Consider the following 14,002-nt stretch of genomic DNA (forward strand, 5'->3'; position numbering starts at 1 on the left):
GGAATTACCGACCGTTCGGTCCGCATACTGCAGAGATCGGCGCCGTCAAATCCGTCTGGGCCTGCCGACGCGGTTTCTTGACTTTCCACGCAGGTCCGGCCGAATTGCTTGCCTCTGCGTGCACCCAGACAGGCGGACTCTTCCCGCACCGTGACGCGCCTCACTAGCCTGAGGCCATGACTACCGACAGCACCGCAGGCAGCGCCGCCGCGACGACCGGCGAGCCCTCCGCGTTCCCGACCGAACTGCCCACCGAGCACTTCGACTACATCGTCATCGGCGCTGGATCCTCCGGGTGCGTGATCACCCGCAGGCTCATCGACGCCGGTAAGAGTGTGTGCCTGATTGAAGCAGGCGGGGATGAGACGAACCCGAACATCGATCACCTCAACAACCTCGGACTCATCTGGCACTCCGCGCAGGACTGGGACTACTACACGGTCCCGCAGCCTGGGGCGATGAACCGCAGGATCCATCTGCCGCGCGGTAAGGTCCTCGGCGGATCCAATGCCCTCAATGCCGTGATCTGGGTTCGCGGTGATGCCTGGGACTACGAGCAGTGGGTCGATTCCGGCTGCCCAGGCTGGTCCTGGGACGAGGTCTCGCCGGTGTTCCGCGCGATCGAGAACTATGACGGCGAGGTCACCGAGACCCGCGGCGCCGAGGGCCCCTTGGACGTGCGCATCGACTACGAGCGCAACCCGCTCCAGGAGGATATGGTCGTCGCCGGCGAACAGGCGGGCCTGAGCTATAACCCCGACTACAACTCCGGCAGCGTCGAAGGCATCTCCCGGATCCAGCTCAATGTCCGCGAGGGCAAACGCCTGAACACGTGGCGGGCCTACCTCAAGCCCCGCCTCGGCGACGGCAATCTCACGGTGCTGACCTCAACTCATGCCCGCAGGCTGCTCATCGACGAGACCAAGCAGGTCACCGGCGTCGAGGTGGACCTCCGCGGTCGCACGGGTGAACTCACCGCCGATGAAGTCATCCTCACCTCCGGCGCCCTGGCTTCACCGGAGCTGCTCCTGCGCTCAGGCGTCGGACCGGCCGAGGAGCTGCGCGCCGTCGAGGTCGAGCCCATCCATGACCTGCCCGGGGTCGGCAAGAACCTCCAGGACCATTGGCTGTCCCCCGTCATCTTCTCCACCGGCGAGACAGAGGTGCCGATGGGTGAGGTCGCCCCCGCCGAGGTGCATCTGTTCTGGAAGTCCCGACCCGAACTGCCCGTCCCCGACACTCAGCCGCTCTTCTTCTCCGTGCCGATGTACGCCCAGGATTCCGCCCCTCAGGTGCAGTCGGGGCCCGGGCCGGGAGGGGCCTTCACCCTCCAGGGCGGACTGGTCCGGCCCGAGAGCCGCGGCGAGGTGACGCTGAGCGGACCGAATCCGCAGGATGCGATCATCATCAACCCGAATGTGCTCTCCGCACAAGCCGATGTCGACGCGCTCGTCGCCTCGGTCAGGCAGTGCCGGCAGATCGGGCGGACCGAGGCTCTGGCACCGTGGCAGCCGACCGAGATCTACCCCGGCCCCGAGGTCGCCGATGAGGACCTCGAGGACTACGTCCGCGGCTCGGTCGTGACCTACCACCACCAGGTCGGCACGTGCCGGATGGGCCAGGATGAGTCCGCCGTCGTCGATCCGACGTCGTTCAAGGTCCGCGGGCTCGAGGGGCTGCGCATCGCGGATGCCTCGATCATGCCGCTTGTGCCCACCGGCAATACGAACGCCCCGACGATCATGATCGCCGAACGCGCCGCCGCCGTCCTCGTCGGGTCAGCGCCGGAGGGGATCACCGCTCCGGAAGAGTGAAACTCCGCTCATAGCCGCGACGCTCTTCCGGCCGCACCTGCGCAACCTGGTCGGGCACCAGCGCGCCGAAGAGGCGGTCCCTCAGCCCGGTGGGCAGGAGTCCGGCCACTCGCACGGCCGGTCCGATGAAACCGGGCAGAGTGACTTCGAAGCGGGGGCGGAAGGCTGACTTGACCACGGCCGCGGCCACCTCGGCGGGACTGAGCAGCTTCGCCGCACCGCTCGACGTGCCCGCCCCAAGGGCGGTGTCGACGACTCCGGGCATGATCGCCGTGATCTGCACACCGCGGCCGCGCAGCTCGGCACGCACGGCCTTGAGATAGCCGAGGACCCCGTGCTTCGTCGCCGCATAGCTCGCCTCACCCGGCGTCGGCAGGATCGATGCCGCCGAGGCCACGGTGATGAGATGACCGCGCCCGCGAGCGACCATGGCCGGTGCCACCGCCTTGATTCCGTTGATCACGCCGAGGAGGTTGACCTCGACCTGGGCACGTGCGGCCGAATGCGGCTCCTCGGCGAAGGGACCGACCCACATGAGTCCGGCGTTGCTGACGAAGACGTCGATGGGGCCGAGGTCGCCGCGCACCTGCCCGAGGAAGTCCTCAATGGATGCGGGGTCAGTGACGTCGAGGGAGTAGGCGTGCACATCGGATTCGCGAGCGGTCTGTTCGGCCGCCTGTCGATCGGTGTCGCCGATCGCAACCTCGGCTCCGGTCGCCCTGAAGGCGGTCGCGATCTCCGCACCGATGCCACGCGCTCCCCCGGTGACCGCAACGACTCTGATATCTGGGGTCTTCCGCCTGTTCACGCGGCCACCTTCCCTCTGCGCATCTCCCGCTTCAGGTCCCACAGGTAGTGGTCGAAGTCGACCTGCATCGTATGGCGGGGAGAGTCGTAGAACTGGCGTTTGTTCCGCTGATCGTCGTCGTGCATCGTCTTGACCATGTCCCTGCGGCTCGGCAGTTCGCATTCTCCGGTGAGGACCTTCACGACGAGCTCGGACTGAGCCTGCGCCAGCGGCATCACCGCGCCGACCGGCTGGAGGAGACCGATGAAGAACAGTCCCGGCCGATCCGGGTGGACCATCCTCTTCCACAGGGGAAGATCGTTGTTCTCGGCGGAGATGAGGCCGGGGTCGAAGAAGGGGAAGCTCACCCGGTAGCCCGTGGCCCAGACGATGAGATCGGCTGTGGCCGAAGAACCGTCGGTGAACACCACCCGGTCCTTCTCGAGCCGTTCGATCCCGGGCCGGACCGTGATGGCACCTGCACCGAGGCGGTCCCGGATCGCATCCGACTGCACCGGATGCGATTGGCCCGGTGAGTGCGGCGGCTTCGGCCAACCCGTACTTCTTCAGTCCGCCCGAGAGGAGCGCGCCGAGGCGCAGCCTCGCGCTGGTCACCCACCAGGGCACCCATCCGGGCAGAGCGACCTGGTCAGTGGCGGCGCCGAACACCGTCTTCTTCATCACCCACTGTCCGCGGCGGATGGAGAGGGTGACGTTGCGCGCCCGGTGGGATCCTTCGACGGCGATGTCCATCGCCGAGTTCCCTGCCCCTACGACGACGATGTCGCGATCGTCCAGCTGGTCTCCGCTGCGATAATCGTGGGCGTGGATCTGTTCGCCGTCGAACTGCCCCGGGTAGGCCGGTTCCGGCCATCTGGCATCCCAGTGGTGGCCGTTGGCCACCATCACCGCATCATAGGTGCGCGTCTCGCGCACTCCTGCGGATTCGATGTCGACGGCCCACCGGCGGCCGTCTCGTCTGACATCGAGGACCTCGGTGTCATAGGTGATCGTATGGCCGAATCCGAAGTGGTCGACGTAGTCGCGGAAGTAGGCGTGGACCTGGTCATGGCTGGCATAGGCCGGATAGGACTCCGGCATCGGGAAATCCGAGAAGGCCATGCGCGGGCATGAGGTGTTGATCTGCAGCGTCTCGTAGCAGGCACTGACACCGTTGGGGTTGTCGAAGAGCCAGTTGCCGCCGAAGGCGCTGCCCTTCTCGAAGCAGTCGAAGGGGACTCCGGCGGTGTAGAGGGCCTTGGCCGCGGAAAGGCCCGAGGGGCCGGCGCCGATGACGCAGACCGACGGCAGCGTCGGGTCGGCCGGGATCGGTTCGGTGATCGCAGGAGCGCGATCCTTCTGTCTGACTGTGTAAGGCATGTCACACATCATGCCATTGAAAATCATAATTTTCACTACACTGGGGTAATGAACTTCGACGAGACCGCTTCCGCCCCGGCCCCTGGCCTGTGGCGCGGGACCTCTCGTGCCGAGCGCGACGAAGCTCGGCGTGACAGGCTCCTTGACGCCGCGCTCGAGCTCTACGGGACGGTCGGCTTCCGCCATACGAGTGTGCAGGCGCTGTGTCAGGAATCCGGGGTCTCGAGCCGTTCGTTCTATGAGCTCTTCTCCGCGCAGGAGCCGTTGCTCGAGCGTCTCTACATCGTGCTCAACGAGGAGATCACTGCGGCATTGGCCGCCATCTCGGTTCCACAGGGAGTCACGCTCCTCGAAGCGGGAGTGCACATCGTCTCAGCGGCGCTCATGCCCATGCTCGACGACGAGCGCAAGGCTCGAGTCCTCGAGGTCGAGGCCGTCGGCGTCAGCGAGTCTCTCGAGGAACGGAGGAGGGAGACGATGCTTCTGCTCGCCGCATCCGTGGATTCTGCCGTCGAACGCGTGCTCCCCATCTATGGTCTGCCCGCCGGTCGCGACCGGCGGGGACATGAGAACGCGCTGGACCTCACAAGCCTCGTCCTCGTCGGAGGGATCACCGAGGCGCTGGTCCAGCGCGTGCGCACACCGGCCGCGGAGCGCAGACCGACGGGCGAATTCCTCACGGAGATCGCCGAGGTGATTCTGCGCGCCCACGGGGTGAGCGAGGAGCTCTTCGACTCAGGCGAAAGTCGCTGAGGCCGCGTCGAGGCGGGAGAACTCGTCCGAGGTGAGCTCGAGGCTCGGTGCGGACATGAGAGCGTCGAGCTGTTCGGGGGTGCGGGCCGAGGCGATCGGCGCGGTGACGCCCTTGGCCAGCAGCCAGGCCAGTGCCACGGTCGCCGGGGCTGCGTCTCTGGCTTCGGCCACGGCGACGAGTTCGTCGACGGCCTTGAGGCCCTCGGCGTTGAAGTAGCCTTGGACCATTCCGCCGCGGCTGGCCCCTTCGAGGTCGGCCTCGGTGCGGTACTTGCCGGTGAGGAAGCCGGCGGCCAGGCTGAAGTAGCTGAAGACCCCGAGCTTGTGCTCGATGGCGACAGGGGCCAGCTCGGCCTCGTACTCATGCCGGAAGACGAGGCTGTACTGCGGCTGGATGGCCACGGGTTGGGCCAGCCCCTCCTCCTCGGCGACGGCAAGCCATTCGCCGAGCCGCTGCGGGGAGTAGTTCGAGACGGCGACGTAGCGTGCCTTGCCGGCGCGCACGATCTCGTCGAAGACGCGGGCGATATCGGCGATGGGGGTCACCTCATCGTCGCGGTGAGCATAGTAGAGGTCGACGTAATCGGTCTGGAGTCGTTCGAGCGAAGCGTCGATGGCGGTGCGGATGTACTCGGGATCCTGTGTCTTGTGATCCGGGTGGTCACCGACCTTCGTGGCGATGACGACCTTGTCGCGGTTGCCGCGGGCGGCCAGCCAGGTGCCGATGATGGTCTCGGATTCGCGGCCCGTGTTGCCCGGAACCCAGGCCGGGTAGGACTCGGCGGTGTCGATGAAGTTGCCGCCGGCGGCGGTGAAGGCATCGAGCACGGCATGAGACTCCGCTTCGTCAGCGGTCCAGCCGAAGGTGTTCGCTCCCAGATTGATCGGGAAGATCGAGAGGTCGGTGCCGGGAATCTGTACCTGCTGCGTCATTGTGCTCCTGTATTCGATCGGTCATGGACGACTACCCATTCAGGTCGCCCACCAGGTACAACGATGCGACCAGGAGGAATAATTCCCCTCCGACGGACACTGGCCCTCACCGGTGGAGGCTTCTCGTCACCTGAGCAGGCGATCCATCCGACGGTCGGACAGTCTCTTCCCTCCGGTCTGGCAGCCGGGACAGTACTGCAGGGACTTCTCCGCATAGGAGACCTCCGCGATCGTCGCTGCGCAGACCGGGCAGGTTTCGCCGGTGCGGCCGTGCACCCGCATGAGCTTCTTCTTGGCGGTCTTGATCTTCGTCGGCTGCAGCCCCACGAGGGCCTCTTCGGCATCGCCGAGCACCTCGCGAATCGTGTCCCGCAGCGCCGAGGCATCGACCGATTCCGCAGCGGCGAAGGGAGAGAGCTGTGCGGAGTGGAGGATCTCGTCGGAGAAGGCATTGCCGATCCCGGCGATGGCCGATTGGTCGCAGAGGATCGTCTTGATGTGTGAGCGGGACCCATCGAGAGCCTCGGCGAAGGTCTGGGAGTCGACAGTCAGAGCGTCGGGACCGGACTGCGCAAGAGCGGTCACCTCGGCGAGGTCACGGACGAGGGACACGGACGCGTTCTTCTTCGTTCCCGCCTCGGTGAGATCGAATCCGGCCCCCGAGGCGAGCGCCACGCGCAGGCCGAGGGGGCCTTTGCCCATCCGCACGGGTGCCCTCGGCACGGAATCGTGCCAGGCCAGCCAGCCGGCACGAGCGAAGCGGCAGACGAGATGGAGCCCGTCGAAATCGACGATGAGGGCTTTGCCGACTCTCCGCGCGCCGGTGATCTCGAGTCCGAGCAGGGATTCCAGCGGAGGATCGGCGGTCTTGAGCAGGCTGAGTTCTGCGACATCGGCGCGTTCGATGAAGTCGCCGATGAGTCGTGGGCGCAGGAATTCCACGAGCGCGTCGATCTCGGGCAGTTCCGGCATGACTCCAGTATGCGCTTTGAGGCGGACACGACAACAGACTCTGCCGGTCTGCGGCCCCTTGAGATCCCCTAGGGTGAGGACTAGCGTGGATTGACCGCCGGGCCGGTCTGGTCCCGGCGGATCGCATACTGCCGAAGGAGGCTGACGATGGCTGAGAACGTTGCGCAGAAGCTCATCCGATCACATTTGGAGTCCGGGGATCTTGCGCCGGGGAACGAGCTCGGGATCCGCATCGACCAGACGCTGACCCAGGATGCGACGGGCACGCTGGTCATGCTCGAACTCGAAGCGCTCGGCCTCGACCGGATCCGCACGGATCTGTCCGTGCAGTACGTCGATCACAACCTGCTGCAGACCGATGAGAAGAACCCGGAGGATCACGAGTTCCTCCACTCGGCCGCCCAGCGTTTCGGGCTGTGGTTCTCTCCGGCCGGCAACGGCGTCTCTCATCCCGTCCACCAGTCACGCTTCGGTCGCCCCGGCACCACACTCATCGGTTCGGACTCGCACACCTGCGCCGCCGGAGCCCTGGGGATGCTGGCCATCGGCGTCGGCGGTCTCGAGATCGCCATGGCCATGGCCGGTGAGCCCCTCTACATCAGCGCCCCGCAGGTCATGGGTGTCGAACTCACCGGTGAGCTGCCCGATTGGGTGTCAGCCAAGGACGTCATCCTCGAGATGCTGCGCCGCCATGGGGTCAAGGGCGGGGCCGGCAAGATCATCGAATACCACGGTGACGGGCTGAAGAACCTCACCGCCATGGATCGGCACGTCATCGCGAATATGGGTGCCGAACTCGGTGCCACTGCCACGGTCTTCCCTGCCGACGATGCCGTCCGCGACTATCTCGAGGCCAGTGATCGCGGTGAGGACTTCACCCGAATTGTCGCCGATGCCGGGGCCGAATACGATCTCACGGACTCCATCGACCTCTCGCAGCTCGAACCGCTCATCGCCGCTCCCTCGTCGCCGGGCAATGTCACCCCGGTGCGTGAAGTTGCCGGTGAGGATGTCTTCCAGGTCGTCGTCGGCTCCTCGGCGAACCCGGGGCTCCGGGATTTCGCTGTCGTGGCTCAGACGCTGTCCGACCGGCAGATCCACTCGCAGATCTCCCTCGACATCAACCCCACTTCCCGAGAGGTCTTGGCCGACCTCATCTCCGGCGGGTGGCTGACCTCACTGGTCGGCTCCGGTGCTCGGATCCACCAGTCCGGGTGCATGGGCTGCATCGGCATGGGTCAGGCTCCGGCCGTCGGGCGCAACAGTCTGCGCACCATGCCGCGGAACTTCCCCGGTCGCTCCGGCACCGACGAGGACTCGGTCTGGCTGTGTTCGCCGGAGACCGCGGCGGCAGCGGCGCTGACAGGCAAGATCACCGATCCGCGTGAGCTCGGTATGGACTATCCGCAGGTGAGGCTGCCCGAGAAGTTCTCGGCCAACCGCAAGATGCTCGTCCCACCGCTCGAGCCGGAAGAGGCGCGGAAGGTCGAGCTCGTCAAGGGTTCGAACATCTCGACCCTGCCGAACTTCGAACCGCTGCCCGACGACATCGACCTGGAGGTCCTGCTCAAGGTCGGCGACAACGTATCGACGGACGAGATCATGCCGGCCGGTTCACGGGTTCTGCCGTACCGGTCGAACATTCCGAAGATCTCCGAGTTCGTCTACATCCAAGTCGATGACACCTACGCCACTCGGGCCGCCGAGCACGACGGCGGCCATGCCATCGTCGGTGGGGAGAACTACGGGCAGGGATCCTCGCGTGAGCATGCGGTCATCGCTCCCCGCTACCTCGGCCTGCGAGTGGTGGTGGCGAAGTCGTTGGCACGGATCCACTGGCAGAATCTCGCGAACTTCGGAGTCCTCGCTCTCGAGTTCACCGACGAGTCCGATTACGAGACCCTGGCCCAAGGCGATGTCCTCGAATTCCGTCGGCTGCGTGATGAGCTGGCCGAGGGGAAGACCGTCACCGCCGAGGTGGAGGGTCGGATCTTCGAATTCCGTCACGGCCTCTCGCCTCGTCAGGTCGAGATGGTCCTCGCCGGAGGCCGCATCGCCCAGCGCGCCGCCAAAGAATCCTAACCCCAATTGCTACGTGACGGCGGCCCAGCAACCTGGCGCGAGGTTGCTGGGCCGCCGTCACGTAGCAATTGGGGGAGGAACAGAGGGGCGAAACGAGCCCGAAGCACGGGCTCGTGAGACACCTACTGTGGTGCTGACAGAAACCCGCGCAATAGGGCGGCGGTCCCGTCAAGGTGTTCAGCCATCGCCGCTCGAGCAGACTCCGGGTCGCCGGCGAGTATCGCCTCGTGGATCCGTTGATGCTGCTCGTGAGAGTGAATGAGATTGGGTTCGATCATCGGGATCCGCCCGAGGAGTTTGTTCGCCCGGGTACGGCTCTCAACCATCGAACGGACCAGACTCGGCGATCCAGTCATTTGCGCCCAAGTCAGGTGCAGCTGAGAGTCGAGTCGTCGATACGATGACAGATCCGACTCGCGACTGGCCGCAACTGCCGCAGCAAGCTGGCCGCGCTGGGCCGCAGAAAGATCCTGCCCGGCTGCTACTTCGACGACACCCACTTCAATGATTCGACGCCAAACGAGTGTGTCCTCGACTTCGTCTGCGGACGGCCCGGTCCCTACCGTTGGATCGGCCATGCCGACACCAGCTGCTCCAGTCTCATCGGAGTAGGACCGTGAGACGAATGTGCCGCCGCCGCGCCCGCGGCGCACATTCACCCACCCGGCTGATTGCAGTTCAGAAATGGCCTCACGCAATGTCGCGCGGGAGATTCCCAGCTGCTCAGCCAGTTCGCGTTCCGGAGGAAATCGCTGACCGGGAGGAATGATTCCGAGCCTGACGATCTGGAGCAGGCACTCGATGGTCTCTTCGAAGACGTTCCCCGAACGCGCAGGTGCGATCGCCCGCAATGCTGTCATCTGCTCCTGCGGCGCGCTCGTTCTGTCTGCGCTCATGTCCTCACCTTCTCACAGTGGAGTCGTATAGGCGTTGGTCAGCCCTCCGTCGACGGTGAATGACTGGGCGGTGACGAATGAGGAATCGTCGCTGGCGAGGAAGGCGACGGCTGCCGCCATCTCCTCGGCTTCAGCGAAACGCCCCATGGGGACATGCACAAGGCGCCGGGCAGCCATTTCGGGGTCCTTTGCGAAGAGCTCTCGGAGCAGGTCGGTGTTCACCGGGCCCGGGCACAGTGCATTCACCCGGATTCCCTCTTTGGCGAATTCCACGCCGAGCTCACGTGTCATCGCCAGCACCCCGCCTTTGGACGCGGTGTAGGAGATCTGTGAGGTGGCGGAGCCCATCAGCGCAACAAAAGATGCTGTGTTGATGATCGAACCGCGGCCCTGCTTTCGCATATGCTTCAGCGCCGCCTGCGAGCACAAATACACCGATGTCAGGTTGATGTCCTGGACCTTGTGCCAAACGTCGATTCCGGTGTCGGTGATGGAGGCATCATCCGTCGGGGACACCCCGGCATTGTTGAATGCGACGTCGAGGCTTCCATAGGTCGCAGCAGCGGTGTCGAACAGGTTCTCTACTGCCGCCTGATCTGTCACATCGGTGGCGACGAAGAGCCCACCGACCGCCTCGGCGGCCGCAGCTCCGGCATCGGCGTTCGAATCAGCGATGACGACGTGGGCGCCTTCAGAAGCCAGCCTCTTCGCCGTGGCGAGCCCGATTCCACTGGCGCCTCCGGTGACGACAGCGGTGCGACCCGGCAGGCGGCGGCAGATGATCTCAGTGGAGGTGTGGTCAGTAGTCGTCATTGGTGCGTTCATTGATCAGTCCTTTGCTTGAGGGGAGGATGAGCGGTTCGGTCAGTCGGTGGCGATGAAGACGTTCTTCATTTCGGTGAACGAATCCATCGCATGGGGCCCCAGCTCACGGCCGATGCCTGAACGTTTGAAACCACCGAACGGAGTCGAGTAGCGAACCGCCGCATGGGAGTTCACCGATAACGCTCCGGACTCGACTCCGCGGGCGGCGCGCAGTCCGCGACCGATATCGCGCGTCCAGATCGAACCGGACAATCCATACTGCGAGTCGTTGGCCATCGCGATCGCTTCGGATTCCTCACGGAAGCGCTGGACGGTGACCACTGGACCGAATACCTCTTCGGTGACGATGCGATCCTGCGGGGACTTCGGCAGCACCACGCTGGGTGCGAGCCAATAGCCCGCTCCAGACGGTGCGTCACCGGTGAAGGCAACGTCGACTCCGTCGAGGAACGACCGCACCGATGCGAGATGGCCCGCGGAGATGAGCGGCCCCATTTCTGCGTCCTCTTGGCTGGGGTCGGTGACTCTGACACCCTTGACCGCGGGCTCGAGCAGCTCGAGGAAGCGGTCGAACACCGAGTCCTCAACCAGAATGCGCGAGCGGGCGCAACAGTCCTGACCGGCGTTGTCGAACACCCCATACGGCGCAGTCGCCGCAGCCTGTTCGAGGTCGGCGTCGGCGAACACGATGTTCGCTGACTTACCGCCGAGCTCCAAAGTCGTACGTTTCATCGTCTTGGCCGATTCTGCGAGGATCTTCTCCCCCACCGAGGTGGACCCGGTGAACACGATTTTCGCCACCCGGGGGTCGTCCGTGAATGCCTGGCCGACGGTCGACCCCGCCCCAGGAAGCACCTGAAAGACGTCGACCGGAATCCCCGCTTCGACCGCGAGTTCGCCGAGGCGGATCGCCGTCAACGGGGTCAGCTCGGCGGGTTTGAGCACAACCGTATTGCCAGCGGCGAGAGCCGGTGCGAAACCCCAGCCTGCGATCGGCATCGGGAAATTCCAGGGCACGATGATCCCGACGACTCCAAGAGGATCATTGAAAGTGACATCGATTCCCCCGGCGACTGGGATCTGATCACCGAGGTGGCGCTCGACTCCGCCCGCATAGTAGTTGAGGACATCGCGGACATTCGCAGCCTCGCCCCGAGCATTTCCGATCGTGTGACCGGCCTCAGCCACTTCGAGTCGGGCAAGATGCTCGATGTCCGCGTCAACGGCACGGGCGAAGGCCCGTAGAAGTTCGGCACGTTCGGCCGGAGCAGTCGCTTTCCAGCGCTGGAAGGCGTCTGCTGCACGGCCGATCGCGTCCTGTGTCGATTCGACGGTGTGCCCTGCGACAGCGGCGATGGTCTCCCCGGTCGAGGGGTTGAGCACGTCGGTCATGGTCGGGTCTCCTCATTGGTCGCGGTGGATCGGGCTCGAAGACGCTGTTCGGCTCTGCCGACAAGGTCGGTGAAGAGTCGCAGGTCGTCGAGAGTCTCTTCCGGGTGCCACTGCACCGCAAGCATCGCTGCATCGACGGACTCAAACGCTTCGACGGTGCCATCGGATGCACGAGCAGAGAGCACCAGCCCATCGCCGAGGCGGTCGAGGGACTGATGGTGATGGCAACGGACCGTGGTTTCGGCTCCGATGATCCGCGCAGCAGCCGTGCCGGCAACGGCAGTCACGACCACCTCGGCGAACTCGTCTTTGATTTCAGATTCGTGTGGGTCAAGCCCTGCAAGATCCGGCAGATGTTGATGAAGCGTGCCACCGTGCACCGTATTGACGATCTGGGCTCCCCTGCAGATGGCGAGGATAGGGACCCCGGCAGCGGACGCGTGACGGTAGAGGGCGGTCTCAAACCTGTCACGACGCGTGTTCGGCGCCTGTGTGCGCGCATGCGGTTCGGCTCCGTGCAGGGAAGGATCGACGTCGTCTCCTCCAGTGAGGATGACCCCGTCGAGGTCGGCCACTTCGCCTGCCGACCAAGGCTGTTCCGGCGGCAAGAGGACGGCTCTGCCCCCCGCACGCGTGACTGCGGTGATATAGACGCTGGGCAGGAAGGCCGCATCGCGGTCCCAGACACCGAATTGACCACGCCCGTAATAGGTCGGCAAACCGATGAGGGGCCGCCGGTGCGTCGGGAGATCAGAGCCGTTCGAATCCACGCCGGACCTCCCAATCGGTGACTGCCGCGTCGAAGGCCGCCATCTCGACTTCGCCGGCGTGGACATAGTGGTCGACGACCTGGTTGCCGAAGGATTCTCGCGCCGTTGCCGACGAGTCGAAGGCCGCTACGGCCTCGTGGAGACGCCGGGGAATGCTCGGCACATCCTGGGTGTAAGCGTTTCCGGCGAGCGCCTCAGGCAGTTCCAATCGGTTCTCCAATCCGTATACCCCTGCGGCGATGAGTGCGGCGCAGGCAAGGTAGGGGTTGGCATCCGCGCCCGGGACACGCTGCTCAAATCGCAGCGCGGATCCGTGTCCGACGATGCGGACGGCACAGGTGCGGTTGTCCCATCCCCATCCGACGGCGGTGGGAGCGAATGAACCGTCGGCGAATCGCTTGTAGGAGTTGATATTCGGAGCATAGAGGTAAGTGAAGTCGTACTGGGTGGCAACGACTCCGGCAACGAATTGCCGCATCGTCTCCGACATCTCAGTGCCGTGTCCGGTGGGGAAAACGGGCGTACCGTCACGGTCGTTGAGACTCATATGGATATGACAGGAACTGCCTTCACGGTCGTTCGGCTTGGCCATGAAGGTCACCGATCGGCCCTGTTGATCGGCGATCTGTTTGGCACCCAGCTTGTAGACGACGTGGTTGTCGCAGGTGGCGAGAATATCGGTGTACCGGAACCCGACCTCGAGTTGACCCAAGTTGCATTCGCCCTTCGCGCTTTCCGTATAGAGGCCTGCTCCGTCCATTTCGGTGCGAAGCCGGTGCAGGTACTCTTCGACCTGCCCTGTGCCGAAGAGCGAGTAGTCGATGTTGTAGGTGCTGGCAGCCTCGAGGTTGCGGTAGTCGCCGACCATCGCATCCCGATAGCTGGTGTTGTAGAGCGCGAATTCCAATTCAGTTGCGCCGATCGGAGCGAGTCCGTGCTCCTCGAGTCGTTCGAGCTGGGCTTTCAGAACCTGTCGGGGTGAGACGGCCAGCGGAGTACCATCGGTGCGGGCCAGGTCGCATTGGACCATAGCCGAGCCCGGGTGCCAGGGAATCCTGCGCAGGGTCGAGAAGTCCGGGACGAACATCAGGTCGCCATAGCCATGCTCCCACGAGGTCAGGGCGAAGCCATCGACAGTATTCATCTCGACGTCAGCAGCCAACAGATAGTTGCACCCTTCGGTGCCGTGATCTCTGACCTCATCGAGGAAGAAGCGGCCGGTGACGCGTTTTCCCTGCAGACGACCCTGCATATCGGTGGCCGCGATGAGAACGGTGTCGATTTCCCTGGACTCGATCTCGTTCTCCAGCTCGCCCAAGGTCAATGGTGATGGAGCAGTGCTCATGGTTCCTCTTCTCGATCGTGGCGCGTCATTGCGACCGCTCGCGGAAACTCTCA

12 protein-coding genes and 1 pseudogene are annotated in these 14,002 nt (G+C 64.7%); 3 read left to right on the forward strand and 10 right to left on the reverse strand.

Features of this window, described 5'->3' with window-relative positions:
• The first annotated feature begins 176 nt into the window (after positions 1-176).
• Positions 177-1,814 (forward strand): GMC family oxidoreductase N-terminal domain-containing protein, encoded by a 1,638-nt coding sequence (locus EB836_RS02080; protein ID WP_135537430.1) that lies wholly within the window; start codon positions 177-179, stop codon positions 1,812-1,814.
• Here EB836_RS02080 and EB836_RS02085 read toward each other — a convergent pair.
• The 3 genes and pseudogenes from EB836_RS02085 to EB836_RS18365 form a co-directional block, all read right to left on the reverse strand.
• Entirely contained in the window at positions 1,795-2,622 is an 828-nt protein-coding gene (locus EB836_RS02085; protein WP_135537431.1) for an SDR family oxidoreductase, read from the reverse strand. The genes EB836_RS02080 and EB836_RS02085 overlap by 20 nt on opposite strands.
• Positions 2,619-3,116: a hypothetical protein gene (locus EB836_RS18360; protein WP_240689549.1), complete on the reverse strand. Its 498-nt coding sequence runs from the start codon at positions 3,114-3,116 to the stop codon at positions 2,619-2,621. The genes EB836_RS02085 and EB836_RS18360 overlap by 4 nt, the downstream gene beginning before the upstream one ends.
• Positions 3,117-3,330: 214 nt before the next feature.
• Positions 3,331-4,008 (reverse strand): annotated as a pseudogene (locus tag EB836_RS18365) (NAD(P)-binding domain-containing protein); the annotation flags it as partial.
• A 21-nt stretch (positions 4,009-4,029) separates the two neighbouring features.
• Between EB836_RS18365 and EB836_RS02095 the strand changes: the two are divergent.
• A complete protein-coding gene (locus EB836_RS02095; RefSeq protein ID WP_135537432.1) occupies positions 4,030-4,734 on the forward strand; it encodes a TetR/AcrR family transcriptional regulator in 705 nt (234 codons plus the stop codon).
• Here the strand turns inward: EB836_RS02095 and EB836_RS02100 are convergent.
• Both EB836_RS02100 and EB836_RS02105 read right to left on the reverse strand, forming a co-directional pair.
• Complete coding sequence (locus EB836_RS02100) at positions 4,717-5,667, reverse strand: aldo/keto reductase (RefSeq protein WP_135537433.1); 951 nt, start codon at positions 5,665-5,667, stop codon at positions 4,717-4,719. The genes EB836_RS02095 and EB836_RS02100 overlap by 18 nt on opposite strands.
• A 126-nt stretch (positions 5,668-5,793) precedes the next feature.
• Positions 5,794-6,639 carry a DNA-formamidopyrimidine glycosylase family protein gene (locus EB836_RS02105; RefSeq protein WP_135537434.1) on the reverse strand — a complete coding sequence of 282 codons (846 nt, stop codon included), beginning with the start codon at positions 6,637-6,639 and terminating at the stop codon, positions 5,794-5,796.
• Positions 6,640-6,786: 147 nt separating this feature from the next.
• Between EB836_RS02105 and EB836_RS02110 the strand changes: the two genes are divergently transcribed.
• Positions 6,787-8,721: an aconitate hydratase gene (locus tag EB836_RS02110; protein WP_135537435.1), complete on the forward strand. Its 1,935-nt coding sequence runs from the start codon at positions 6,787-6,789 to the stop codon at positions 8,719-8,721.
• 122 nt (positions 8,722-8,843) lie between these two features.
• On the opposite strand, the gene EB836_RS02115 is transcribed toward EB836_RS02110, so the two are convergent.
• The 5 genes from EB836_RS02115 to EB836_RS02135 all read right to left on the reverse strand — a co-directional run bounded on the left by EB836_RS02115 (position 8,844) and on the right by EB836_RS02135 (position 13,949).
• Entirely contained in the window at positions 8,844-9,617 is a 774-nt protein-coding gene (locus EB836_RS02115; RefSeq protein ID WP_135537436.1) for an FCD domain-containing protein, read from the reverse strand.
• Positions 9,618-9,629: 12 nt separating this feature from the next.
• Positions 9,630-10,397 (reverse strand): 3-oxoacyl-ACP reductase, encoded by a 768-nt coding sequence (locus tag EB836_RS02120; protein ID WP_205683278.1) that lies wholly within the window; start codon positions 10,395-10,397, stop codon positions 9,630-9,632.
• A gap of 84 nt (positions 10,398-10,481) precedes the next feature.
• On the reverse strand, positions 10,482-11,834 hold the full coding sequence (locus EB836_RS02125) for an aldehyde dehydrogenase family protein (protein ID WP_135537437.1): 1,353 nt from the start codon (positions 11,832-11,834) through the stop codon (positions 10,482-10,484).
• Positions 11,831-12,670, reverse strand: coding sequence for a type 1 glutamine amidotransferase (locus EB836_RS02130; RefSeq protein WP_135537438.1), 840 nt, complete (start codon positions 12,668-12,670; stop codon positions 11,831-11,833). Before EB836_RS02130 ends, EB836_RS02125 begins: the two co-directional genes overlap by 4 nt.
• Entirely contained in the window at positions 12,585-13,949 is a 1,365-nt protein-coding gene (locus tag EB836_RS02135) for a glutamine synthetase family protein (protein WP_135537439.1), read from the reverse strand. Before EB836_RS02135 ends, EB836_RS02130 begins: the two co-directional genes overlap by 86 nt.
• Between the last annotated feature and the right edge of the window lie 53 nt (positions 13,950-14,002).

Origin of the sequence: Brevibacterium sp. S111, from assembly GCF_004745075.1 — a bacterium.
Taxonomy (GTDB): domain Bacteria; phylum Actinomycetota; class Actinomycetes; order Actinomycetales; family Brevibacteriaceae; genus Brevibacterium.